The sequence below is a fragment of the Streptomyces sp. NBC_00876 genome (assembly GCF_045207435.1).
Classification (GTDB): domain Bacteria; phylum Actinomycetota; class Actinomycetes; order Streptomycetales; family Streptomycetaceae; genus Streptomyces.
The window spans coordinates 7,034,543-7,057,207 of the sequence record NZ_CP108800.1 but is presented as its reverse complement, the minus strand read 5'-3'; the positions used below and the strand labels follow the sequence as shown (position 1 = coordinate 7,057,207).

Annotated in this window: 20 protein-coding genes; 5 read left to right on the top strand and 15 right to left on the bottom strand. The window is 71.6% G+C overall.

From position 1 onward, the window contains the following. Nucleotides 1–9: 9 nt before the first annotated feature. The 5 genes from OG782_RS30895 to OG782_RS30875 all read right to left on the bottom strand — a co-directional run bounded on the left by OG782_RS30895 (nt 10) and on the right by OG782_RS30875 (nt 8,107). Nucleotides 10–3,006, bottom strand: a complete 2,997-nt coding sequence (locus OG782_RS30895) for a TIR-like protein FxsC (RefSeq protein WP_406456578.1) — start codon at nt 3,004–3,006, stop codon at nt 10–12. Then, nucleotides 2,999–3,955, bottom strand: coding sequence for an AAA family ATPase (locus OG782_RS30890; RefSeq protein WP_406456576.1), 957 nt, complete (start codon nt 3,953–3,955; stop codon nt 2,999–3,001). Before OG782_RS30890 ends, OG782_RS30895 begins: the two co-directional genes overlap by 8 nt. Continuing rightward, a complete protein-coding gene (locus tag OG782_RS30885; protein WP_406456574.1) occupies nt 3,952–6,015 on the bottom strand; it encodes a hypothetical protein in 2,064 nt (687 codons plus the stop codon). The genes OG782_RS30890 and OG782_RS30885 overlap by 4 nt, the downstream gene beginning before the upstream one ends. Further along, complete coding sequence (locus OG782_RS30880) at nt 6,012–7,004, bottom strand: alpha/beta fold hydrolase (protein ID WP_406456572.1); 993 nt, start codon at nt 7,002–7,004, stop codon at nt 6,012–6,014. The genes OG782_RS30885 and OG782_RS30880 overlap by 4 nt, the downstream gene beginning before the upstream one ends. Nucleotides 7,005–7,114: 110 nt before the next feature. Continuing rightward, on the bottom strand, nt 7,115–8,107 hold the full coding sequence (locus OG782_RS30875; RefSeq protein ID WP_406456570.1) for a fibronectin type III domain-containing protein: 993 nt from the start codon (nt 8,105–8,107) through the stop codon (nt 7,115–7,117). A 135-nt stretch (nt 8,108–8,242) separates the two neighbouring features. On the opposite strand from OG782_RS30875, the gene OG782_RS30870 reads away from it, so the two are divergent. Both OG782_RS30870 and OG782_RS30865 read left to right on the top strand, forming a co-directional pair. Then, nucleotides 8,243–9,304 carry an amidohydrolase family protein gene (locus OG782_RS30870; RefSeq protein ID WP_406456568.1) on the top strand — a complete coding sequence of 354 codons (1,062 nt, stop codon included), beginning with the start codon at nt 8,243–8,245 and terminating at the stop codon, nt 9,302–9,304. A gap of 37 nt (nt 9,305–9,341) precedes the next feature. Further along, nucleotides 9,342–9,947: a TIGR03086 family metal-binding protein gene (locus tag OG782_RS30865; RefSeq protein ID WP_406456566.1), complete on the top strand. Its 606-nt coding sequence runs from the start codon at nt 9,342–9,344 to the stop codon at nt 9,945–9,947. 113 nt (nt 9,948–10,060) lie between these two features. Here the strand turns inward: OG782_RS30865 and OG782_RS30860 are convergent, their stop codons facing one another. Then, a complete protein-coding gene (locus OG782_RS30860) occupies nt 10,061–10,744 on the bottom strand; it encodes an alpha/beta fold hydrolase (RefSeq protein ID WP_406456564.1) in 684 nt (227 codons plus the stop codon). A gap of 60 nt (nt 10,745–10,804) precedes the next feature. Between OG782_RS30860 and OG782_RS30855 the strand changes: the two genes are divergently transcribed. Both OG782_RS30855 and OG782_RS30850 read left to right on the top strand, forming a co-directional pair. After that, entirely contained in the window at nt 10,805–11,653 is an 849-nt protein-coding gene (locus OG782_RS30855; RefSeq protein ID WP_406456562.1) for a chitosanase, read from the top strand. A 214-nt stretch (nt 11,654–11,867) separates the two neighbouring features. Next, the gene (locus OG782_RS30850; RefSeq protein WP_406456560.1) at nt 11,868–12,731 is read left to right on the top strand and encodes a chitosanase; all 864 of its coding nucleotides are present in this window, start codon (nt 11,868–11,870) and stop codon (nt 12,729–12,731) included. A gap of 96 nt (nt 12,732–12,827) precedes the next feature. Here the strand turns inward: OG782_RS30850 and OG782_RS30845 are convergent, their stop codons facing one another. From OG782_RS30845 to OG782_RS30805, 9 genes are all read right to left on the bottom strand, one after another. Further along, nucleotides 12,828–14,276 (bottom strand): nucleobase:cation symporter-2 family protein, encoded by a 1,449-nt coding sequence (locus OG782_RS30845; RefSeq protein WP_406456558.1) that lies wholly within the window; start codon nt 14,274–14,276, stop codon nt 12,828–12,830. Nucleotides 14,277–14,549: 273 nt separating this feature from the next. Next, nucleotides 14,550–15,947 carry an 8-oxoguanine deaminase gene (locus OG782_RS30840; protein WP_406456556.1) on the bottom strand — a complete coding sequence of 466 codons (1,398 nt, stop codon included), beginning with the start codon at nt 15,945–15,947 and terminating at the stop codon, nt 14,550–14,552. Between the two features lie 42 nt (nt 15,948–15,989). Further along, the gene (locus tag OG782_RS30835; RefSeq protein WP_406456554.1) at nt 15,990–17,387 is read right to left on the bottom strand and encodes a nucleobase:cation symporter-2 family protein; all 1,398 of its coding nucleotides are present in this window, start codon (nt 17,385–17,387) and stop codon (nt 15,990–15,992) included. Nucleotides 17,388–17,454: 67 nt separating this feature from the next. Beyond that, nucleotides 17,455–18,378 (bottom strand): factor-independent urate hydroxylase, encoded by a 924-nt coding sequence (gene pucL, locus OG782_RS30830; protein ID WP_406456552.1) that lies wholly within the window; start codon nt 18,376–18,378, stop codon nt 17,455–17,457. 7 nt (nt 18,379–18,385) lie between these two features. After that, nucleotides 18,386–18,778, bottom strand: coding sequence for a hydroxyisourate hydrolase (gene uraH, locus OG782_RS30825; protein WP_406456550.1), 393 nt, complete (start codon nt 18,776–18,778; stop codon nt 18,386–18,388). Between the two features lie 29 nt (nt 18,779–18,807). Beyond that, a complete protein-coding gene (uraD, locus tag OG782_RS30820; protein WP_406456548.1) occupies nt 18,808–19,317 on the bottom strand; it encodes a 2-oxo-4-hydroxy-4-carboxy-5-ureidoimidazoline decarboxylase in 510 nt (169 codons plus the stop codon). Nucleotides 19,318–19,493: 176 nt separating this feature from the next. Next, nucleotides 19,494–19,871, bottom strand: coding sequence for a helix-turn-helix domain-containing protein (locus tag OG782_RS30815; RefSeq protein ID WP_406456546.1), 378 nt, complete (start codon nt 19,869–19,871; stop codon nt 19,494–19,496). Further along, nucleotides 19,868–20,119: a hypothetical protein gene (locus tag OG782_RS30810; protein WP_261991771.1), complete on the bottom strand. Its 252-nt coding sequence runs from the start codon at nt 20,117–20,119 to the stop codon at nt 19,868–19,870. Before OG782_RS30810 ends, OG782_RS30815 begins: the two co-directional genes overlap by 4 nt. A gap of 85 nt (nt 20,120–20,204) precedes the next feature. Continuing rightward, nucleotides 20,205–21,377 carry a lactonase family protein gene (locus OG782_RS30805; protein ID WP_406456544.1) on the bottom strand — a complete coding sequence of 391 codons (1,173 nt, stop codon included), beginning with the start codon at nt 21,375–21,377 and terminating at the stop codon, nt 20,205–20,207. Nucleotides 21,378–21,781: 404 nt separating this feature from the next. Between OG782_RS30805 and OG782_RS30800 the strand changes: the two genes are divergently transcribed. Next, a complete protein-coding gene (locus OG782_RS30800) occupies nt 21,782–22,624 on the top strand; it encodes a TIM barrel protein (protein ID WP_406456542.1) in 843 nt (280 codons plus the stop codon). Nucleotides 22,625–22,665: the final 41 nt, after the last annotated feature.

Genomic DNA, 22,665 nt, shown 5'->3' with positions numbered 1-22,665 from the left:
ACAGACCATTTAGGGCGTGCCGTCCTCGGTCGCCCACACATCGCCACCGTCCGACGCCGTGAACGAGCTGCGGTCGGCACGCACGCTCGTCGGCGGATACGTCGGCGGATAGGTCGCCGCATGTCTCAGGTACTGCTGAGCGGCCGCCTCGACCACCTGGGGCAGAATCCGCCCGAACGCCTCCAGACTGGGCACCCCTTTGGCTGCGGCACGGCTGAAGGTGCGCCCCTGCCTCATCCTCGCCGGCATCGTCATCTCAAGCGTCTCGGTCAACTCGGCCTCGGCGCCCCGGCTCTCGGGGTCCTCACGGTTCCAGGGCACGACCACGGACACCCAGGGCCGGTCCTGCGTGTCATAGGCGGCGAGCCGCATCCTTCGTTCCTCGTCCCGAAGCACCCAGCGGTCGAGGACGAGGATCTCCGGCGTACTGGGCTGCGCCGCTCGTTCCTCCCCTGCCGATTCCCAGTCGAACGGGGCGATGACGGGCTGGTAGTTGAGCGCGCGGACGATGTCCGCGGCCAGCTGCGCCAGCGGACGGGCGGAGGCCGGGTGGTACGGGTTCCAGTCCTGAGGGGTGTCCCCGTAGTAGTCGGCGCTGCGCTCCCGGGGCAGATCATGGCGGGCGGGGGCGGCGATGGTGATCTTCATCGGCCGGGAGGCCCCACCTCCGCCCGGGGGCCCGAACGCACTGGGAGCAGTACGGTAATCGACCGGCCGGCCGGGGGTGATAGCCGCGGTGTCGGCCACGCGGACGATGCGCTTCGCCAGTTCGTAGACCGCCCGCTCGTACTCCTCGGCGAACAGCCGCAGCTTGATCAGACCGTAGAGCCCGTCCGTGACGTACCGTTCCCCGAAATCACTGTGGTTGAACTGCAACCGCTCGGCCGGTCCCGGCAGTTGGCTGGGCGGGACCGGCACCCAGAGCGCGGGAACGATGGCCGAGGCGGGCCGGTTCGTCCGGGCCCGGTGGTGGATGACGCGCTGCTCGAACGCGTACCATTCCTTGCCGCACATCTCGCTGGCGAAGTAACGCGGTGAGAAAAGCGGAACGAACACCCTGCAGGTGGCGAGCACCTCGCCGAGCCGCTCCGACCAGCCCTCGCCGGACCGTATCTCCCGGTCAAGGAACCCGGCCGGGGCACCCGCCGGAAGATCGGTCATCGCCATCACATGACCGCTCAGGTCCTGGAACAGCCGCTCGACCCACATGTCCGGGTCCGTTCCCCCGCCGTACCCCGGTGTGTGCGCATAGCTCATGAAGAAGTACGGGAGCCGCTCCTGCGCTCGCACCGGCCGAGCCGGGCTCCCGGGGAGCGCGCCAGGAGCGGACGGCTCCGACGCCTCGTCCCCCGCAACGGCGGACCCCTCCTCCACGACGGTGGGCTCCTCCTCCGGGGGTGCGACGGATGCGCCCGCCCCGGGCCCCGGGGCGGGCGCGCCGGACGCGGTGTCCACCGGCACGGCCGTCCCGTCCACGAACCCCAGCGCCCGCAGCGCACTGGCCGACACCTCGCCGAACGGCTCGGGGTCCACCGGGATCGCGGCGGCGGGCAGCCTGCCCGCTGCGGCGGCCGGGACGCGGCCGGCCGAGGAAGCGGAGCCGCTCCCGATGAAACGGTCCAGGGCGCTGTGCAGGCGCCGGGCGTCCCGGGCGCCGAGCCTGGGCTTGAGCTGCTCGCGCGCCCCCTCCCGGAACCGCAGGACCAGGGGCCCGCCGTCGCGGGCGGCCTCGGTCACGGTGACGAGACCGCCGACGACGAACTCTGCCAGGTCGGCCGACGACGCCTCCGGTACGAGGCTGCGCCGGACGGCCCGCAGCATGTCGATGCTCACCTGCGGATACAGCGAGCACAGGACCGCCAGCCGCACCGCGGCCGGAGAGGCGCGGTGCAGATAGGCCTCCGTCAGGGCATGGCCGCTACGCGGTACCTCCTCCTCCGGCTCCACCAGCTGGTCGACGAGATCCGGCGCCGGCAGCAACAGGGCTTCGCAGCCCGCCGGATCGGACAGCATCAGGGTGCGCGCCCAGCTGCCGACGGCGTGGGGCGACAGCGCGTTCACCGGGACCGGAAGCCAGTCGCGGCCGGCCGTCCCGGGAAACGCCTGCTCCATCAGGAGCGTGGTGGTGAACCGTAACCGGGCATTGTGCACACCGGGCGTCCCGGGCGAGACCACCCGGACGGCGGGAAGGCTCATCCCCGCGTGCCGCCAGATCTTGGGGGGCAGCGGGTTGAGCAGGACGGTGGGCATGGACACCGCCCAGGTGCGGAGCTGCTTCCACTGCGCGCCGTCGCGCCACGCGGCCGACGCCCAGTCGGAGAGAACGAGCATCAGCCGCCGCGGCTGGGCCGATCTTCCGCCGCCCTCCGTGACCCGCTGGCCCAGAGGGCCGTGCAGGGCCGGGGCGGCCCCGTCCACGTAGAGGTCCCGGACCCGCAGGGTGCGGAACACACCGGTGCGTGCCAGCAGCCGCACCAGTTCGTCCGCCGTATCGCTCCACACCCTCATGGTGGGTGACCGGTCGATGACCACGGTCGCGTCGAACCAGCGCTCCGGTTCGTCGGAGAACACCGGGGTGAGCTCACCGGCGCGTACGTAGTCGTCGACCGTCGCCGCGATGTCCAGCCGCTGCCGGCGGCCGCGCCGCCAGGGGCGTTTCAGCGGCTTCAGTGCCCGGGCCAGTTCCCTGCTGCGCGGCAGGGAGCCGGCCCGGGGAAGCGACACCTCGGTTCCCCCCGGCGTGCGCGACCCCTCCGCCCAGGGAGTGTGCAGCGGGCTGCGCCGTGCGGCCTCGGCCGGCTGCGCCGGCTGCCCGGCGGCGGGCTCACCGGCCTGCGCGTCCTCCTGCCGCCCGGCGCCGTCGGCCGGTGTGCCGCGGCCGGACGCGGGGCCGTCCTCCCGGGCCGCGAGCCAGAGGATCTCGGCGATGGCCACCGCGTCGAGGCCGCGGTCCAGACCCAGGAGCGTGTCGACGACGGCGTCCAGCCCACCGGTCCGGTCAGGCACCGGACAGGTTCTTCATCAGCAGTCCGATGAGTGCGCCGCGCTCCGCCGCCTCCGGCTTCTGCGCTCCGTCCAGCAGATGAAGGGTGCTGAGCAGTTGGTCGATCGCGACGTGTTCGCCGTCGCCGACGCGGCGCACGAAGTCGTCGACGAGGTCGGCGAGCGGGCCCGAACCGGGCACGTCCAGCTGCAGATGCCCGCGCACGACCTCCCGGACGAGCGCCGCCGTGGGGCGCGGCATGGTGTAGCGCAGACAGCGGCGCAGGAACGGCGCGGGCAGCTCCTGCTCCCCGTTGCTCGTCATCACGATGAACGGGAACTCGGTGCACTGGACGAGCCCGCCGCGTACGGGATACTTCGCGTCCTCACCGGACATGCGCAGGTGCGCGACCTCCTGCCCTTCGCGCCGCAGTTCCTCGATGCGGAACACACCGCGCTCCAGGACGTCGAGCAGGTCCCCGGGCAGGTCCAGATCGGCCTTGTCGATCTCGTCGATCAGGAGCGCACGCGGCCGGTCCGACGGCAGCAGCGCCGTTCCCAGGGGGCCCAGTGACATGAACGCCGCGATGTCGTCCGTGCCGGTATCCGTCTCACCGGCGCGCGCCTTCTCCTGTTGCAGCCGGTGGGCGTGGATGCGTCCCAGGGCGTCGTAGTGGTAGAGCGCGTCCGCCAGTGTGCTGCGCGAGGTCACGTGCCAGCGCAGCACCGGACCCAGCGCCAGCTCCACCGCCACCTGTTCGATCACGGTGGACTTGCCCGTGCCCGGACTTCCGGTGACCAGCAGGGGCCGGCGCAGGGCGAGGGCGGCGTTGACCGCGTCGACGAGTCCTTCCGGGGGCTGGAACACGTCGGCGCCGGAAGTACGGGGAAACGTGCGCCACGGCGGCGGGTCGGGCAGCCGGGTGTCCTCCCTCACCACGCCGTCACCTCGGTAGTACGGATTCCAGGTCATGAGGCTTCCTTGATCGTGTTCTGGACGGGAGGAACGGTGGACCTGACGAGCCGGCAGAAATTCAGCCACGCGCGGTCGTCCCACACGGCGCGGAGATCGGCGAAGTGACCCGCGTACTCGCCGCGCCACCGCCGCTGGTAGGCGTGGCCGAGCCCTTCCGGCATGGTCAGCCACTGCGGTTCCAGACAGCCGTGCCGGTCGGCGGGGAATCCCTCGGCCCCCCGGGGCCACAGCAGCACCGGGGTGTAGGACAGCAGGATCTCCATGAGCTGGTCGTCGATTCCCGTCCGGTGCATCAGGCCGATGCCCCGCCGGTAGCGGCCGTCGCGCAACCGGTCCCGCAACGGCGGCCGGTCGGCCGTGTCGGAGTCGTCCAGCCAGTCGACGGGTACGCCCGTACAGGCGGCGATCTCCTCCCAGCGCTCGTTCAACGCGCCCTGGATACGCCGCAGCAGCGGATCCGGGGCGAGCCGGCGGCTCCAGTGCACCACGACGTCGTACTGCACCCCGAAGCGCAGGCTCTCCCCCGCCTCCTCCGGCCGCCATTCCAGCAGTACACCGCTCGGCGCGGCGACATCGAGCCACCGCAGTCGCCGTCCCAGCGCCTCCGCATGGCCCTCCGCCCAGATCGCCGCCTCCTCGATGGCGGCCTCGGCCCCTTCCCTGTCCACCGTGGGACAGCCGAAGTCCTGCCGGTCGAGGAGTTCCCCGTCCTGGAGCAGCCACGCGCTGACGGCTTCCGGCCAGCCGCCGGTGAGTGAGGAGTCGAGGCTGACGGCCAGCCTCAGCTGCTGGTCCTCCCGGTCGTCCAGCACCTTGGTCACCGCGTCGTTGAGCTCCTGCTGCGCATGCACCGAACGCGCCCACACGTGCAGTTCCGGGGCGTCGAGGTCCTTGCCCGACGCGAGGGCGAGGCGCACCACGAACTCGGCGACCGAGGGCCGGCAGCTCTTGCGGGCGATCGGGAAGTCGAAGGCCAGCCGGTCCAGGATGGCGACGTCGGTGAACTCGGGTACGGGGGCCGCGAGGGTGCGCCGTTCCGATGCGAGCAGGACGCGCAGGGCGTGGCGCAGCCGGGCCGTCGTCAGCTCGCCGCCGAGCCAGTCGCGGAGGAACACCACGGTCCGCATCGCGATGAGCCGGCAGTCCACGGCGACGACCGTCCGGTCACGGGCCGCGGACTGCGGGAGTCCCTTGAGCGACGCGAGGCTGTCGAGTACCGAGGCCATGTCGCCCACCGCACCCAGGGGCGGTGTACCGGTGCCGAGTGCGCCGAACGCCTCGGTGAGTTCCTCGCGCGCCAGCGGTCCGAGGAGACCGCCGGGGTCGGTGTCCTGATCACGCCGGTTGCGAGCGACCCAGATGTGCTCCGTCGCGAAGGGATCACCGTCGTGCTGGGCCAGCGTCACGTTCTGCCCGACGCAGAGGCGGCTCACTTCCTGCTTGACGTCGTCCACCCTCAGCACGGGTCCGGCCCCCGGCAGGCCCTCCCGGATCAGGCCGGCGAGAGCCCTGGAGAACGAGAGGTCGACCGCCGGCTGTCCGAGCGAGGAGGCCATGAGGACGGCGAGCCTGGTGCTGCCGTTGCCCGCTCCCGCCGCGAGTTCCTGCGCCGGGGGCAGTGCGCCGGCCGCGTGGCAGGTGTCGATGATGCCGAGCACGCTGGGGATGCCGGCCTTGTTCGCGGCGGCCGCGAGGAGTTCACCGACGTCGACCGCGCTCTCGGTCGCGTCCTCCGTGGAGTCGGCACCCATCAGGTACATCCGGTTCGTGCTTCCGGGGACGAACCCGTGCCCCAGCAGAGCCAGTACGAGTGACGCCCGGCAATCCGCGGCGTGCTGGATCGCCTCGCGGATCAGCATCCGGATCCAGTTGCTCGTGAGCGGTTCGCCGGCGAACAGGGAACGGCCGCCGGGAAGAGCCGGATCGCAGCCGCCCAGCTCCGCGTGGCCCAGGGCGGCATGGAGCGCGGAGGCCGCTTCGGTGAGACGGGTGAGGTGCAGCATCGACGCGCACTGGGGCGCGAGGACCAGAAGGTGGCGGCGGGGCCCCTCACTCATGAGGCGGTCCGGCGCTCTGCCGACGCCAGTGCTTGTGCGACGGGCCCGGCGACGGCCGCTTGGGCCAGATACTTGCCCGCGGAGTGGACCCAGACCCCGTCCGCGTCGGTCCGGCGGCTGCGGGGGCCCACGCCGGACGCGTTGGGAACGATGTCCCGCTCGAGGTGCGGCCGTACGGCGATGATGTCGTCCTTGTCCCAGAAGTTCAGCCAGCGCTCGACGGTCCCCGGGGTGCTCGGCGGCTGCGGTAACAGCCTGGGCCGGACGACCGTGCGCATCGACAGCGGTGAGCCGAGTGTGACGAGCAACGGGACGCGCTCCGGGTGGCCGTGCAGGGCCTCCAGGGCCACGACGGTGCCGAGGGAGTGTGCGACCACGACGGCGGGCTCGTCCCCCAGCGCCTCGTGCAGGCGACGGCGGATCCGGGCGTCCAGCGTCACCCCGGAGGCGTCGCTCTCCCCGCGCGCCAGGTAGCGGGACACCTGGGCGAGGTCCCTGACCATCAGCTTGGGCGTCGCCCAGTGGGCGACGCCGCGCCACGGTTTGAGCGCCATGAGGGTGGTCGCCACGTTCAGCGCCCTGCGCAGCACGGACATGCCCCCCTGGGCCTGGCCGGCGGTCTCGGCCTCGGCGCTCGCGTGGGCCAGAATCCTCTCGCGGCGCTGCCAGGCACCGTCCCGGGGGGCCGTGCTCCCGGAGTGCTCGGAGCCGAGCGCGGCCACCAGTTCCACGAGCAGATCCGCGAGGATCTGCTCCGCCGCCCCTTCGCCGGCCACCTCGCCGGCGCCCTGGGCCTCGGGCTGCACGAACAGGTCGGCGTAGTACGCCAGCGAAACGCCGCCCGCGCCCTCGGCGTTCAGGCGCGCGGCACGTTCCGGATGACCGGCGTCCCGCATGCCCCGCGCCAACGCGTCCGTCCACTCGGCCAGTTCACGTCCGGTGTCCCGAAGTCCGCCTATGCCGTGCACGAACACCAGCCGCGGCATCATGCGCGCCTCCCCCGTGGTCCCTGGCCGACGAGGCTATCAATCAGCAGGTCCACGGGGCAGCGAAAGAGCATGTGCCGACCGGTACACGGGGACGCCGTGGCGCGAACTCGTCAGTCGCCGAGCACGACCGTGCGCTGCGCCGAGAAGTCACCCCATCTCCCGTCGGGGAGCTTGGCGCGGATCTTCATCGAGTACCGGGTGCCTCGCGGGTCACCGACGGTGAGCCGGTAGCTCGCCCGGCCCGCGGGCGGCTCGCCGCCCCAGACGATCGTGGTGGTGAGCCGGCCGTCCAGATAGAGCTGGTAGGCGGGTATCTTCCCGCCGGTCTCGGGCTGCTTCCAGTCCAGGTCGACGGCGTACTCCTTGCCCTGCGCCGTACTCGTGACCCGCAGGTCGGTGGGGGCGGTACTGGCTGCCGCGCCGGGGGCGGAGGCGGTGGTGAGGTCGAGCGCGTTGCTGTCCGCCGACGAGGTGTCGGCTGCGTCGCGGGCGCGGACGGTGAAGGTGTAGACCGTGCCGGGGCGCAGCCCGGTCAGGTGCGCCGTCGTCTGTGTGCCGGGCACACTGTGGATCCGGGAGTCCTCCTGGTAGATGTCGTACGAGGTGACGCCGACATCGTCCGTGGAGCCGCCCCAGGACAGGGTCGCCGCCCGGCTGCCGTCGGCCTTGCCGCGCAGCTTCACCGGCCGCGTCGGGGCCTCGTGGTCGGCGGGGGTCGGCGCGGGCGTGGTGACGGACGCGGCGGCGCTCGGCGCGGAGAGGTTCCCGGCGGCGTCCCGGGCACGGACGGTGAAGGTGTACGCGGTCGAGGCGGTCAGCCCGTCGACATCGATCATCACCTTGGCCGCCGGGACGGACTTGACCTTCTTGCCCCGCCGGTAGACGTCGTATCCGGTGACGGCCCTGTCGTCGGTGGCCGGCTCCCACATCACATGCGCGGAGGTGGCGCTGCTCGCCTGGGCGGTCACCCCGTGCGGCGCGGTCGGTCTGCTGGTGTCCGCCTCGGCTTCGGAGCCGCAGGCGGTGAGCGTGGCGAGGAGCAGGGCGGCGGAGCAGGCCAACGCGGCAGGTGCGTGGGGGCGTTGCACGGTCTTGCCTTCCATCCGGCAGCAATGGTCCAGACCTGTATCGCACGGTACGGGGGTCCCCGACAAGAGGACGGAGCGGAACGTTCCGCAATATGCCGGTGTGCACCTCGGCGCTGCCGCCTCGTGCACTGCCTGGCGTACGGTCGGCCGATGCTGTGTGTACGAGGTGTGGTGCTGCCGGAACGCGAGGAGCGCTCGTTCTGGATCGACGGGGAGGTGCTCCGGGCCGGAATACCGCCGGGCGGCTTCGCCGGCCGGGATGCCGAGACCGTCGTGGACGGCGGCTGGCTGCTGCCCGGCCTCGTGGACGTGCACACGCACCCGGGGTCGACGGAGCCGGGCAGCCCCTTCGACGAGGAGTTGCTGAGGCGGCAGCTGGGCGAGCACCGGGACGCCGGGGTGCTGGCGGTGCGCACCCCGGGAACGGCCGCGCGGATGCCCGCCTGGGTGGACGCCGATCCGGAACTGCCGCGGGTCACCTCGGCGGGGCGGTGGCTGGCCACGCCCGGCAGGTTCTTTCCCGGGTACGGCCGGGCCGTCGGCGAGGAGGACCTCGTCCGGGCCGCACTGGAGGAAGCGGCGTCCTCCTCCGGGTGGTGCAAGGTCATCGGCGACTGGCGGGCCGACGAACCCGCGGTAGCGCTCACGCTGCTGACCGAGGTGGTGACCGCCGTGCACGCGGCGGGCGGCAGGGTGGCGGTCCACTGCCAGACCGCCGAGGGGACCCGCAACGCGGTGCTGGCCGGCGCCGACAGCCTGGAGCACGGCATGCATCTGGACCCGGCCCTGCTGGACCGGATGGCCGCGCAGGGCACGGCGTTCGTGCCGACGCTGGGCGTCTTCGGCGCGAAGGCGGACGCGATGCGGGCCCGGGAGCCGGGCGTGCGCCGAGATCTGTGGCTGGCCGGCTGGGACGGCATGTTCGACAGCGTCCGGGCCGCCCACGAGGCGGGCGTCACGGTACTGGCCGGCACCGACTCGTTCCCCTGTGGAACGGTCGCCGGCGAGGCCGCCTGGCTGGTGCGGGCCGGCCTGTCCGCCGAAGCCGCCCTGGGCGCGGCATCGTGGACGGCACGGGCCTGGCTGGGCCTGCCGGGGCTGGTGGACGGGGCGCCGGCCGACCTGGTCGCCTACGACAGCGATCCGACGGCCGGGCCTGCCGTGCCCGCTCACCCGAGCCGGATCATTCTGCGGGGACGCGTGGTGCGCTGAGCGATGAATCCGGGGTGCTCGGGCAGTCTGCACAGGTATGGATACGCAGACGAACTCCACGCCCCTCCTCGACCTGGAACCCGCGGCCCGGCAGATCGCCGGGATGCTCGACACGATCGACGACACCCGGCTGACCGCTCCGACGCCCTGTCCCGATGTCACGGTGGGCGCCATGCTCGCCCACGTCGGAGGGCTGGCCGTGGCCTTCCGGGATGCCGCCCGCAAGAAGCTCGGGCCGGCCACCGGCACGGCGCCCTCGGTGGAGTCGGGGGTGCTCGAGGACGGCTGGCGCGGCACGCTGCCCGCGGCGCTCGATGAGATGGTCGCCGCCTGGCGCTCCCCCGAAGCCTGGCAGGGCATGACCCAGGCGGGCAGCGTGGACCTGCCGGGCCAGGTGGCGGGGATGGTCGCGCTCAACGAGCTGGTGCTGCACGGCTGGGACCTGGCGCGGTCGACCGGGCAGCCGTACCAGGCCGAGGAGGCGCATCTGCGCAACACGCTGGCGCTCCTGGCCGACCTCGGTGACAACCCGCCGCCCACGTCCCCGTTCGGCCCGCCGGTCACGGTTCCGGACGACGCGCCCCTGGTGGACCGGGCGGTCGCCCGGAGCGGCCGGCGTCCCGACTGGCAGCCGGGGGACTGACCCCTCGGCCGCCGGCGGACCGGCCGGAAGGCCGCCTGGGGTCTTTCGTTTGGATCATGCCGGGCCCCGCGAGCCCGGCATGATCCAAACGAAAGACCCCAGCTCCCCGGCGGTCAGCTGGTGAAGAACTCCGTGATCTGCTGGGCGACCTGGTCGGCGTGGACCTCGTGCACCCGGTGGCCGCCGCCGAGCGTGATCAGCCGGCAGTCCGGGATCAGTGAGGCCATGTCCTGGAGCCGCCCCTGCGGCATGGTGCTGGCCGGGCCGCCGGCCAGCAGCATCGTCGGGGCGACGATCTCGCCGAGCCCGTCCGCCCAGGCCGGGTCGGGGTCGTTCACCTGAGTGCGCACGGCCGCGAGCACGGCCTCGTCGTAGTCGACCGGACCGTCGGGCCGGACGGCGGGGCCGGCCGCGCCGGGGAACGGCGGCGGGGTCTCCACCAGCACCAGCCGCTCCACCCGGTCCGCGTGCTCCTGGGCCAGGAGGTGGGCGACGACGCCGCCCATGTCGTGGCCGACCAGCCCGACCCGGTCGAGCTCGCACTCGTCCAGGAAGCCGAGGACGTCGTCGCGCATCAGCTCGAAGTCGTACTCGTCCGGCCAGTCGCTCTCCCCGTGACCTCGCAGGTCGAGGGCGTACACCCGCCATTCCTGACCGAGCAGACTCCCGGCCGCCTCCCAGTTCGCGGCCGAATCGCCGAGGCCGTGCAGCAGTACGACGGGCGAGCCGAACGGGTCGCCCCAGGTCCGGTACGCCAGCCGTACATCGCCGACATCCACAACAGACTGATCATCCATACCCCTGACGCTACAGCCGAATGAGCGAAGATCACTCCCACGGCCTGGCAGGCTGGAGCGGTGAAGCTCATCCCGCGTTCCCGGGCCGCCGTCCTCGCCGCTCTCGTCATGGCCGTCGCCGTCCTGTCCGGGTGCGCGGGGTCGGGGCCGGCCGCCTCCGCGGGCAAGGGCGCGGCCGGCGCCGGGCTCGACGATCCGGCGAAGAAGGACATCGCCATGCGGCTGATCGCCAGCGCGGAGAACTCGACCCTGGACTGGAAGGCGCAGTACAAGTACATCGAGGACATCGGCGACGGCCGCGGCTACACGGCGGGCATCATCGGCTTCTGCTCGGGCACCGGCGACATGCTCAGCGTGGTCGAGCGGTACGTGAGGGCGCGCCCCGGAAATCGGCTGGAGCGGTTCGTCCCGGCGCTGCGCGCGGTGCGGGGCACCGACGCGCACACGGGGCTCGGCCGCCCTTTCACCGAGGCCTGGGCAGCGGCCGCCGGTGACGCGGCGTTCCGGTCGGCCCAGGACGCCGAGCGGGACCGGTCCTACTTCGACCCCGCCGTCCGGCAGGCGAAGAAGGACGGGCTGGGCGCGCTCGGCCAGTTCATCTACTACGACGCCCTGGTGATGCACGGGTCCGGTGACACGGAGGGCGACGTCGGCTTCCGTACGATGCGCCGCCAGGCGCTCGCCGAGGCCCCGGCGCCCTCGAAGGGCGGCGACGAGGAGGCGTATCTCGACGCCTTCCTCGACGCCCGGGTCGCCGCGATCCGCAAGGAGCCCTCGCACAGCGACACCAGCCGGGTCGACACCGCGCAGCGGGTGTTCCTGCGCGAGGGCAGGTTCGGCCTGGAGACGCCCCTGCGGTGGAAGGTGTACGGCGACAGCTATCTGATCGAGGGCCCCCCGGGGTCGTGAAGCCGTGATCGGCGGGCGGCCGGAACCGCGCCTGGGCTGATGAGCCCGCGTTCCACCGCTCCGCACCACGCATACCGGCGCCCGGTGCGGAGCTTGCACCCTCCCGGGTCGAACTCAACTCGCCCGTGTCGCAGGGGTGTACGACCGCCGTTCGACTCTGATAGGAAAGCTTCCTAACAGATCCATCGGAACGACGAACCCTCTTGGAGGACTGGTGCACGCTCCCCACAAGCGCACCGCACGTCGCAGCACCCGCTCCACGCGCGTCGCCCTCGTCGCGCTCGGACTGGCCCTCACGGCGATTCCGGCCACGGCCTTCGCCGGCACCACCCCCGCTCCGGCGGCGGTCCACCAGCAGGTGGCCGCAGCGACCGGCCTCGACGATCCGGCGAAGAAGGAGATCGCCATGCAACTGGTCTCCAGCGCCGAGAACTCCTCGCTCAACTGGAAGGCGCAGTACAAGTACATCGAGGACATCGGCGACGGCCGCGGCTACACGGCGGGCATCATCGGCTTCTGTTCCGGCACCGGCGACATGCTCGATCTGGTGGAGCTCTACACCTCGCGGGAGCCGGGCAACGCCCTCGCGAAGTACCTGCCGGCCCTGCGGGACGTGGACGGCACCGACTCGCACGACGGCCTCGACCCGGGCTTCACCGCGGCCTGGGAGAAGGCGGCCGCCGATCCGGCGTTCAAGCAGGCGCAGAACGACGAGCGCGACCGGGTGTACTTCGACCCGGCGGTCAGCCGGGGCAAGAGCGACGGGCTGGGCACGCTCGGCCAGTTCGCGTACTACGACGCCATCGTGATGCACGGCAACGGCGGCGACAGCACGAGCTTCGGCTCGATCCGCAAGCGGGCCCTCGCCAAGGCGAAGCCGCCGGCCCAGGGCGGCAACGAGGTCACCTACCTCAACGCGTTCCTGGACGCGCGCGTCTGGGCCATGCAGCAGGAGGAGGCCCACTCCGACACCAGCCGGGTGGACACCGCCCAGCGGGTCTTCCTGAGGAACGGCAATCTGAACCTGGATCCGCCGCTCGACTGGAAGGTGTACGGCGACAGCTTCCACATCGGCTGACGCACCCCCGCCCCCACCGGGGGACGGACACGGCTGTGGCGCGTACGGCGGCCCTCACGGGCATTGCCGTACGCGCCACAGCGCTTTGATGAACCGTCAGTGCACGGCCACCGGTGCCGGGTTGACCGATTCGACGTCCTGGGCCTCGGTCTCCGCCCCGTCGCCCGGCTTCCGGCCGAGGTGGTTGAAGGCCAGGTTGAGGACGATCGCCACGACGCAGCCGGTCGAGATCCCCGAGTCGAGGACGACCAGCAGGTCCTTCGGGAACGCGTGGTAGAACTCCGGCGCGGCGATCGGGATCAGCCCGACGCCCACGGCGGCCGCGACGATCAGCGCGTTCTCACCCTTCTCCAGCGCGGCGGTGGCCAGCGTCTGGATACCGCTCGCGGCGACCGAGCCGAACAGCACTATGCCCGCGCCGCCGAGCACCGGCAGCGGTACCAGGGCGATGACGGAGGCGGCCACCGGGAACAGGCCGAGCAGGATGAGGATGCCGCCGCCCGCGGCGACGACGAAGCGGCTGCGTACCTTCGTCATCGCCACCAGACCGATGTTCTGGGCGAAGGCGCTGCACATGAAGCCGTTGAACAGCGGGCTGATGGCGCTGCCCAGGGTGTCGGCGCGCAGCCCTCCCTCGATGGTCCGCTCGTCGGCCGGCCGGCCGACGATCTTGCCGAGGGCCAGCATGTCCGCGGTCGACTCGGTCATGCAGACCAGCATCACGATGCACATGGAGACGATCGCGGCGATCTCGAACTGCGGTGCCCCGAAGTGGAACGGGGTGGGGAAGCCGATGGCGTCGGCGTCCTTGATGGCGCCGAAGTCCGTGATGCCGACCGGGATCGCGACAAGGGTGCCGATGACCAGTCCGAGCAGGATCGCGATCTGCTGGAGGAAGCCGCGCAGCAGCTTCCGCAGGGCGAGGACGATCACCAGGGTGAGCGCCGCCATCGTGATGTTGGTGGTGGAGCCGTAGTCGTCGGCCCCGGCGTTGCCGCCCTGGGACCAGTTGAAGGCGACCGGCAGCAGGGAGATACCGATCAGGGTGATGACCGTGCCGGTGACGACGGGCGGGAAGAAGCGGACCAGTTTGCAGAAATACGGGGCGAGGACGAAGCCGAGGACGCTGGCGACGATGATCGCGCCGAAGATCACGGCGATCCCGTCGTGTCCGCGGTCCTTGCCTATCGCCACCATCGGGGTCACACCGGCGAACGACACTCCGTTGACGAACGGCAGCCGGGCGCCTATGCGCCAGAAGCCGAGCGTCTGGAGCAGGGTGGCTATGCCCGCGGTGAACAGACTCGCCCCCATCAGGAAGGCGGTCTCCTTGGGGGTGAGGCCCACGGCGGGTCCCACGATCATGGGCGGGGCCACCACGCCCGCGTACATCGCGGCCACGTGCTGCAGACCGCTGGTGAACATCTTCAGTGGGGGGAGCGTCTCGTCGACCGGATGCTTCCGGTCGGACGGGGCCGTTGCCGGCGCACCGTCGGGGTCGGTTGCTGCACTTGCGTCTTTGCGAAACCTGGGCGTAGCTGCCACGGCGGTTCCTCCGGTCGGGTACACGTCTGCGGCGACGTGGTTATCAGGGAGGTGGTGCCGGGGGCGGTCCGCGGGACCGGGCCCCGTGTGGTGCGTTGATGCAGGTGGGGCAGGTCGTGCAGCTGGTGCGGGCAGCTCGGTTCACCGGTACGGGAGGCGCGTGCGCATGGGTACGCGCCTCCCGTACCGGTTGCCGTGGACCCCGCTCGGGTCCACGGCGGCCGGTCGAGGGCCGTCCCCCTCGGCCGGCCGGTATCGGGGGGTGCCGGGCCGTCAGGCCCCGGCGGCGGCCTGCGCGAGACGGCGGGCCTCGTCGCGGGTGGCGCGCGCGATGGCGTCCTCGTCCACGGTGAGCAGGCGGTTCGACTCGACGACGGGCTTGCCGTCGACGAGCGAGAGGGTGACGGGGGCGGCGGCGCCGAAGACCAGGGCGGTCACCGGGTCGGCGATGGAGGCGTGGGCGAGGGTGTCCAGCTTCCAGAGCACGAGGTCGGCGAGCTTGCCGGGCTCCAGGGAGCCGATCTGGTCCGCGCGGCCGAGGACCTGGGCGCCGCCGTACGTACCCAGGCGCAGCGCCTGACGGGCGTTCAGGGCTCGTTCGCGGTGCGGGCCGAGGCGGTTGATGAGGAGGGCGTTGCGCAGTTCGGTGTGGAGTTCGCCGGACTCGTTGGAGGCGGTGCCGTCGACGCCGAGGCCGACCGGGACGCCCGCGGCGAGCATGTCCGGGACCCGGGCGATGCCGGCGGCGAGACGGGCGTTGGAGGACGGACAGTGGGCGACGCCGGTGCCGGTGCGGGCGAAGGCGGCGATGTCGGAGTCGTTCATGTGGACGCAGTGCGCCATCCACACATCGGCGCCGAGCCAGCCGGTCGACTCGAAGTAGTCCGTGGGGCCCATGCCGAACAGCTCGTGGCAGAACTTCTCCTCCTCCACGGTCTCCGAGCCGTGGGTGTGCAGCCGCACACCGCGACGGCGGGCCAACTCGGCGCCCTGCCGCATCAGTTCGGTGGATACGGAGAACGGGGAGCAGGGCGCCACGGCGATCTGGGTCATCGCGTCGAAGGAGGCGTCGTGGTGCGCGTCGATGGTCGCCTCGGTGGCGGCGAGCGCGCCTTCGAGGCTCTCCACGGCGAAGTCCGGCGGCAGTCCGCCGTCCTTCTGGCTGCGGTCCATGGAGCCGCGGGCGAGGGTGAACCGTACGCCCATGTCGCGGGCGGCGCCGATGATCGCGCCGGACAGGTCGCCGGAGCCCTTCGGGTAGACGTAGTGGTGGTCCATGGCGGTGGTGACGCCGCCGCGGGCCATCATGGCGAGGGAGCCCTGCGCGGCGGTGCGGGCCATGGACTCGTCGATGCGCGCCCAGGTCGGGTAGAGCGCGACCAGCCACTCGAAGAGGTTGTGGTCCGTGGCCAGGCCGCGGGTGATCCACTGGTAGAAGTGGTGGTGCGTGTTGACCAGGCCGGGTGTGACGAGGTGCCCGGTGCCGTCGATCCGGCGTACGACGTTGTCCAGGCCCTCCGGTGCCCGGCCGGCGCCGACGGACTCGATGCGGTTGCCCGCGACGACGACATGGCCCGAGGCGTACTCGGTGTCGTCGGCGTCGACGGTCGCGATCGAGCAGTTCTCGATGACGATGCGTTCCACTCGGCCGGGCGCTGCCGGTGCTGCCATGATGCTTCCTTCTCTCATCAGCGATGTGGGCACGGCAGGACCCTAGGAGGATTTGAGTGCCACAGCCGTGCGGCCGTGGGTGCCGAGATGGTGGAAGAACAGGTTGAGCAGGACCGCGACGAGCGCCCCCGCACTGATCCCGGAGCCCAGGACGGTCTGCGCCCAGGACGGGAATCCCGCGTAGAAGCCGGGCGCGGCGAGCGGGATGATGCCCGCGCCGAGCGCCACGGCGACCAGGATGATGTTGGAGCTGTCGTCGAGCCCGGCCTCGGAGAGCGTACGGATGCCGCTCACGGCGATCGAGCCGAAGAGGACGATGCCGGCGCCGCCGAGCACGGGCATCGGGACGAGCGAGACGACCGCGCCGAGCACCGGGAAGACGCCCAGGACGATCAGCGCGCCGCCCGCGGCCGCGACGACGTAGCGGCTGCGTACCTTCGTCAGCGAGACCACGCCGACGTTCTGTGCGAAGGCGCTGGTGGGGAAGCCGCCGAAGACCGGTCCTACGAGGGTGGCGATGCCGTCGGTGCGCAGTCCGCGGGTGATGGTCCGCCCGTCCGTGGGGCGGTCGCAGATCTCGCCGAGGGCGAGCATTCCGGCGGAGGACTCGGTCATCAGGACGAGCATCACGATGCAGAGGGAGAGGATCGCGGCGGGCTGGAACTCCGGTGCGCCGAAGGAGAAGGGGGCGGGCAGCGCGGCGACCGGTGCGGACCCGATCGCGGAGAAGTCCGCGAGGCCGAAGGGTGCGGCGGCCAGCGTGCCGGTCAACAGCCCTACGAGCAGGGCCACTTGCTTGACGAATCCGCGTCCGAAGCGCTGGACGATCAGAATGACGACGAGCGTGAAGGCGGCCAGGGCCAGGTACTTCATGGCTCCGAAGTCGGCGGCCGACTTGTCACCGCCCCGCGCCCAGGAGACCGGGACCGGCATCAGGGTGACGCCGATGAGGGTGATGACGACGCCGGTGACGAGCGGCGGGAAGAAGCGCAGCAGCCTGCCGAAGAACGGACCGACGGCCAGGCAGAAGACGCCGGCGACGAGCACCGCCCCGTAGATCGCGGGCAGTTGGTGGCCGGGGGCGCTGGTCTCGGCGATGGCGAGCATCGGTGCGATGCCCGCGGACGAGGCCGCGTTGACGAACGGCAGCCGGTTGCCGGCGAAGCCGCCGATCCCGAGTGTCTGGAGAAGGGTGGCGCAGCCCGCGATCAGGAGGCTCGCCGCGATCAGCCGGGTCATGCCGGCCTGGTCGAGGCCGACGGCCTGGCCGATGATGAGCGGAGGGGTGACGACGCCCGCGTACATGGCGGCGATGTGCTGGAGCGCGGCGGGCAGGAGCCGCGACGGTGCGGGCTTCTCGTCCACCGGATGGACCGCGCTCTTGGGCGGGGTGGGACACGGGCCTTCTGCTTCTGCCGGCCCGGGTGCAGGCTGTGCCATGGAAGTTCCCTCCGGCCCGGCCGGCCCCCGTCCGCTGTGGACGGACGGGAACCGGCGCGGTGCCTCGTCAGAGGTTGGTCATGTCGACCGGGATCTGCGGCTCGACGCCGTCGCGCAGCACGGTGGCCTCGATGAGCCCGTACGGACGGTCGGCCGCGAAGTAGACCTCGTTGTCGTTCTTGAGACCGAACGGCTCCAGGTCCACCAGGAAGTGGTGGTTGTTCGGCAGCGAGAAGCGGATCTCGTCGATCTCGCTGCGGCTGTTGATGACCCGCGAACCCATCTGGTACAGGGTCTGCTGGAGCGAGAGGGAGTACGTCTCGGCGAAGGCCTGGAGCATGTGCTTCTTCGCCTGCTCGTACGACTTCTCCCAGTTGGGCATCCGGTCGGCGTCGCTGGTCCAGTTGTAGCGCCAGGCGGCGGAGACGTCGGTGCACAGGATGCGGTCGTACGCCTCCTTGAGCGTCGTGTACTTGTCCTTGACGTAGCCCCAGAACTCCGAGTTGGTGGAGTTCATGACCGTGAGGTCCTTCAGGCCGGAGATGATCTCCCACTTCTCGCCGTCGTAGGTGATCTGCGTGGTGCGCAGTTCCTGGCCCTTGCGGGCGAAGGAGTGGTTGACCTCGTCCGATCCGATGAACCTGGAGCTGTTGTCCGAGGTCGCGATCCGCTCCCAGGAGTACTCCTGGATGCGGATGCGGGCGACCTCGATCGGCTCCTGCGAGGTCACGAAGTGACGGGCGAGGTGGATGCCGAACTGCTCGGCGGACTCGATGCCGTGCTCCTTGGCGAACGCGAACACCGTGTTCTTGGTGGTGTCCGTGGGCAGGACGTTCGCGTTGGAGCCGGAGTAGTGGACGTCGTCCATGTCGCCGGACAGGGCGACCGAGACGTTCAGGTCCTTGATGTGGTGGGTGTCGCCGTCCCGCGTGATCCTGACGACGCGGTTCTCTGCTTTGCCGTACTGGTTCTGGCCGAGAATCGTGGGCATGTGTCTGCTAGCTCCCTCGGTATACGGAGTAGCCGAACGGGTTGAGCAGCAGCGGTACGTGATAGTGCTCGCCCGGGGTGACGGCGAACGTGATCGCCACCTCCGGGAAGAACGCGCCGCTGTCCCTTACGCGGGGGGCGTCCTGCTGCGCCTCGGCTTGCTTCTTGGCTGTGAAGTACGGCTCGGTCTCGAAGTCGAGCCGTACGTGGGTGGTGCCCTCCGGCAGGGCCGGCAGATCCTTGCAGCGCCCGTCCGCATCGGTCGCCGATCCGCCGAGCGTCACCCACGGCGCGCCGCTGCCCGTGCGGGCGGCGAGCGAGACGGGGACGGCCGCGGCGGGGCGGCCGATGCTGGTGTCCAGGATGTGGGTGGACACCGATGCGGTGGCGAAGGTGCTCAAGACCTTCACTCTCCTTCTGGTACGAGCTCTTACGAGTCGTCCGTGACGAGACGGGTGAGGCGGATGCGGTTGATCTTGCCCAGTTCGGTGCGCACGATGGTGCGCTCCTGTTCGGGCGTGTTCCCGGTCCGGGACTTCACCGCGTCGCGCATCTGCTCACCGGTGGCCCCGGTGGCGCAGATCAGGAAGACATGTCCGAACCGCTCCTGGTAGGCCAGGTTGAGTTCGAGCATCTCGGCCTTGAGCTCCTCGGTGGCGCCGGCCATCCCCCGCTGTTCGCGGGAGGAGGTCGGGTCCCCGGGCTTCGGGCGGCCGATCGGCGGATGACCGGCCATCGCGTCGGCCAGGTCCTGCGCGCCGAGTGCCGCCGTGGCGGTGTCGCTCGCGCAGAGCAGGGCTTCTGCGGTGGCGTACGGACGGCGGGAGAGGATCGCTCTTCCCCAGGCCGCACTGGCACAGACCTCGTGCAGCACGGTGGCCGCCTCGTCGTCCGCCAGGGTGTTGAACCGGGCGAGGCCCGGCGTGGAGCTCGAAGTCACGGGAGCCTCCGTGGCTGTTTTTCGCTGTGCGTTGGTCGGGCTGCGGATAGCTAACGCCCTCCACAACACCACGTCAACACTTTGTTGAAATTCCGTTCATGTAAAAAACCGTCGCCCGGTGATCCGGACGACGGCTCGCACGTTCATGTGCCGTTTACATCTGGCCGAGGGCCCAACTACTCACCTTTGGAGCCGTTTTCCCTGTTCAGGTAGTTGTAGACGGTGAAGCGGGAGACCCCCAGGGCCCCCGCCACCGTCTCGACGCCGTGCCGCACCGAGAAGGCACCGCGTGCCTCCAGGGTCCGTACGACCTCCTGCTTGGTCCTGCGGTCCAGTTCGGCGAGCGGCTTGCCGTGCCGGCGCTCCATCGCGGCCAGGATGTGGTCCAGCGAGTCGGAGAGCTGCGGCAGGCGGACGGCTATCACGTCCTGGCCCTCCCAGGCCAGGACGACGTCGTCGGCCTGTGCCTGCTCGGGCCCGAGCAGCTCGGCGCCCATGGCGTCGGCCAGCGGCTTGACGGCGGCGACGAGGGGGTGGTCCGCGGGCTCGGTCACTTCGGGTCCTCCCCGATGACGTTGACCTGGAGCGAGACCCGAGTGGCACCCGATGCCAGCGCCTGGCGCAGGAGGGAGTCCACCGCGGTGAGCACCTCGTCGGCGCCGCCCTCCGCCGTGTTGCCGAAGGGGCCGACGTCGACCGCGTCCAGTTCGGCCGACTGGATGACCTCGCGGGCCACGACCGCGTGGGCCGGTGCCTCGTCGAGATCGAAGGGCTCGGTGGTGAACTCCACTCTCAAGCGCACTGTGCCTCCATGATGCGTTGCACCGCGTCCGGGGCGACCCGCGGCTCGGGCACGACCCTAACGGACGGGCACCGCCCCGCACGGTCTACAGCGGCAGCACGCAGACCGCGGCCGGGGCGGCGAACGGTGTCCCGGCCGGGGTCAGGGCGCCGGTGCCCCCGTCGACCCGGAAGGCCGTGACCGTGCCGGACCGCTGGTTGGCGGCGAAGAGGAACCGGCCGTCCGGGGAGAAGGCGGTGTGCCGGGGGAAGTCGCCGCCCACCGGCACCGTGTCCAGCAGCCGCAGCGCGGCCCCGCCGTCCTCGACGGCGTACCGGGCGAGGCTGTTGTGCCCCCGGTTGGCGAGGTAGGCGAAGCGGCCGTCACCGGTGACCAGGAGCTGGGCGGGGTAGCTGGTGCCCTCACCCGTCCCGGAGGACTGCGGGGTGCCGGGCGTCAGGACGCCGGTGGCGGGGTCGTAACCGCAGACGACGACCGTGTTGTCGAGCTCGCACGCGAGGTAGGCGTACCGGCCGCCCGGGTGGAAGGTGAGGTGGCGCGGTCCGGCGCCGGGGCGCAGTGCGGCGTACGAGAGCTGCTCCAGGGTGCCGCGGTCCTGGTCGAGCCGGTAGGTGTACACCGTGTCGTTGCCGAGGTCGACGGCGAGGATGTGGGCGCCGTCGGGGGCGGTGACGATCTGGTGGGCGTGGGGGCCGTCCTGACCCGGTCCGGGCGCGGGCGCGGAGTGGGCGACCAGGTCGGTGCGCTCCCCCACCGATCCGTCGGCGGCGAGGGGGTGAACGGCGACGCTGCCGGCGGTGTAGTTGGCGCTGAGCAGCCACCTTCCGCCCGGGTGGACCGAGAGGTGGCAGGGGCCCGCGCCGCCGGTGGGCCGCGTACCCAGCACCCGGAAGGTGCCGTCACCGGCGAGGGCGACAGCGGTGACGCCCCCGTCGCCCTGCTCGTCGACGGCGTACAGCGTGCTGCGCGTGGGGTGCAGGGCGAGGTACGAGGGGTTCTCGACGCCGGTGACGACGGTGCGGGCGGTGATGGTGCCGTCCGCCGGGTCGTACGAGGCGACGCCGATACCGGTGCCTCCCGGGCTGGTCGAGGTGTAGGTGCCGAGGAAGAGGGTCCCGGTCCTGCGTGCCCCGTGCTTCGCGGGGTGCGGCGGTCGGCCGGGGCGGTGTTCGCCGCGGGGGAGCCCGGGGGCGGCGGCGAGGGCGCCGCCCGCCAGGAGTGCCCCGAGGACGGTGCGGCGGCTGGTGGGGGATGTCATGCGAGGCACCTCGTGGGGTCGGTGGCGTCGGATGTGACAGCCACAGTGGCCTTCCCCGATGACCATGGCAAGAGGCGCACCGGCCATTGCGCAGGACGCAACAACCGGCAACGTCCCGTACACGAACTCCGCACGTGAAGGACCAGGTCCCGACCCCGGCGCAGGTCAGCGTGCGGGTGGGCGCGTTCCGCGCGGCGGGGACGACGTTCCAGGACACGGTGCCCGCCCGGCGACCCGGCAGCGGACGCAGAGGGCGGGGCGGAGGTCCGGGGACCTCCGCCCCGCCTTCGGTATGTCCGGGTCCCGAATTCCGGGCACCCCCTTGACAGCCCGCCCGCCTCCCGGGCAATCTTCCGTTAAGCAGAAACTAACTTCCGCAATACGGAAGGAGCGCCGAAACCCTCATGGGCTACCCGGACCAGCGCTTCGATGTAAACCTTTCGATCCTCTTCACGGAACTCCCGCTCCTGGAGCGACCCGCGGCAGCAGCCGCGGCGGGCTTCACGGCGGTCGAGCTGTGGTGGCCATGGATCGAGACCCCCACCCCGCCGCAGGCCGAGCTCGACGCGCTGAAGAAGGCGCTCGACGAGGCCGGCACCCAGCTGGTGGGGCTGAACTTCTACGCCGGACAGCTGCCCGGCCCCGACCGCGGCGCGCTCTCCGTGCCCGGCACGGAGTCGGACCGCTTCCGGGCCAATATCGAGGTGGCGGCCGACTTCGCCGCCTCGGTCGGCTGCAAGGCGCTCAACGCGCTCTACGGCAACCGCGTCGACGGGGTCGACCCCGCCGTGCAGGACCAACTCGCCCTGGAGAACCTGGTCCTCGCCGCCCGTGCGGCCGACCGGATCGGGGCCGTCCTCCTGATCGAGACCCTGAACGCGCCGGAGTCGCCGCGCTACCCGCTGGTCAGCGCACCGGCCGGGATCGAGGTCGTCGACCGGGTCAACGCGGCGTCGGGACTCGGCAACGCGAAGTTCCTCCTGGACCTGTACCACCTGTCGATGAACGGCGAGGACCTCAGCCAGGTCATCACCGCCTACGCCGGCAAGACCGGTCACGTCCAGATCGCCGACAACCCGGGACGCGGCGCACCCGGCACCGGCTCGCTCCCGCTGGAGCAGCTCCTCGACGAGCTGACGAAGGCCGGTTACGACGGCTGGGTCGGCCTGGAGTACAAGCCGGGCGACCGGCCGAGCGCCGAGTCCATCGAGTGGCTCCCGGCCACCGCGCGGGCCGCCCGCCGATAGCGGCGGACCGTCACTCGCACACACGTTTATCGGAAGGCACC

What these genes read in the sequence shown, in the direction of transcription:
- OG782_RS30870 (WP_406456568.1), top strand. Translation starts at nt 8,243, where the DNA reads ATGCTGTGTGTACGAGGTGTGGTGCTGCCGGAACGCGAGGAGCGCTCG.
- OG782_RS30880 (WP_406456572.1), bottom strand. Translation starts at nt 7,004, where the DNA reads ATGATGCCGCGGCTGGTGTTCGTGCACGGCATAGGCGGACTTCGGGAC.
- pucL (WP_406456552.1), bottom strand. Translation starts at nt 18,378, where the DNA reads ATGCCCACGATTCTCGGCCAGAACCAGTACGGCAAAGCAGAGAACCGC.
- OG782_RS30835 (WP_406456554.1), bottom strand. Translation starts at nt 17,387, where the DNA reads ATGGCACAGCCTGCACCCGGGCCGGCAGAAGCAGAAGGCCCGTGTCCC.
- OG782_RS30865 (WP_406456566.1), top strand. Translation starts at nt 9,342, where the DNA reads ATGGATACGCAGACGAACTCCACGCCCCTCCTCGACCTGGAACCCGCG.
- OG782_RS30885 (WP_406456574.1), bottom strand. Translation starts at nt 6,015, where the DNA reads ATGAGTGAGGGGCCCCGCCGCCACCTTCTGGTCCTCGCGCCCCAGTGC.
- OG782_RS30840 (WP_406456556.1), bottom strand. Translation starts at nt 15,947, where the DNA reads ATGGCAGCACCGGCAGCGCCCGGCCGAGTGGAACGCATCGTCATCGAG.
- OG782_RS30800 (WP_406456542.1), top strand. Translation starts at nt 21,782, where the DNA reads ATGGGCTACCCGGACCAGCGCTTCGATGTAAACCTTTCGATCCTCTTC.
- OG782_RS30805 (WP_406456544.1), bottom strand. Translation starts at nt 21,377, where the DNA reads ATGACATCCCCCACCAGCCGCCGCACCGTCCTCGGGGCACTCCTGGCG.
- OG782_RS30860 (WP_406456564.1), bottom strand. Translation starts at nt 10,744, where the DNA reads ATGGATGATCAGTCTGTTGTGGATGTCGGCGATGTACGGCTGGCGTAC.
- OG782_RS30890 (WP_406456576.1), bottom strand. Translation starts at nt 3,955, where the DNA reads ATGACCTGGAATCCGTACTACCGAGGTGACGGCGTGGTGAGGGAGGAC.
- OG782_RS30875 (WP_406456570.1), bottom strand. Translation starts at nt 8,107, where the DNA reads ATGGAAGGCAAGACCGTGCAACGCCCCCACGCACCTGCCGCGTTGGCC.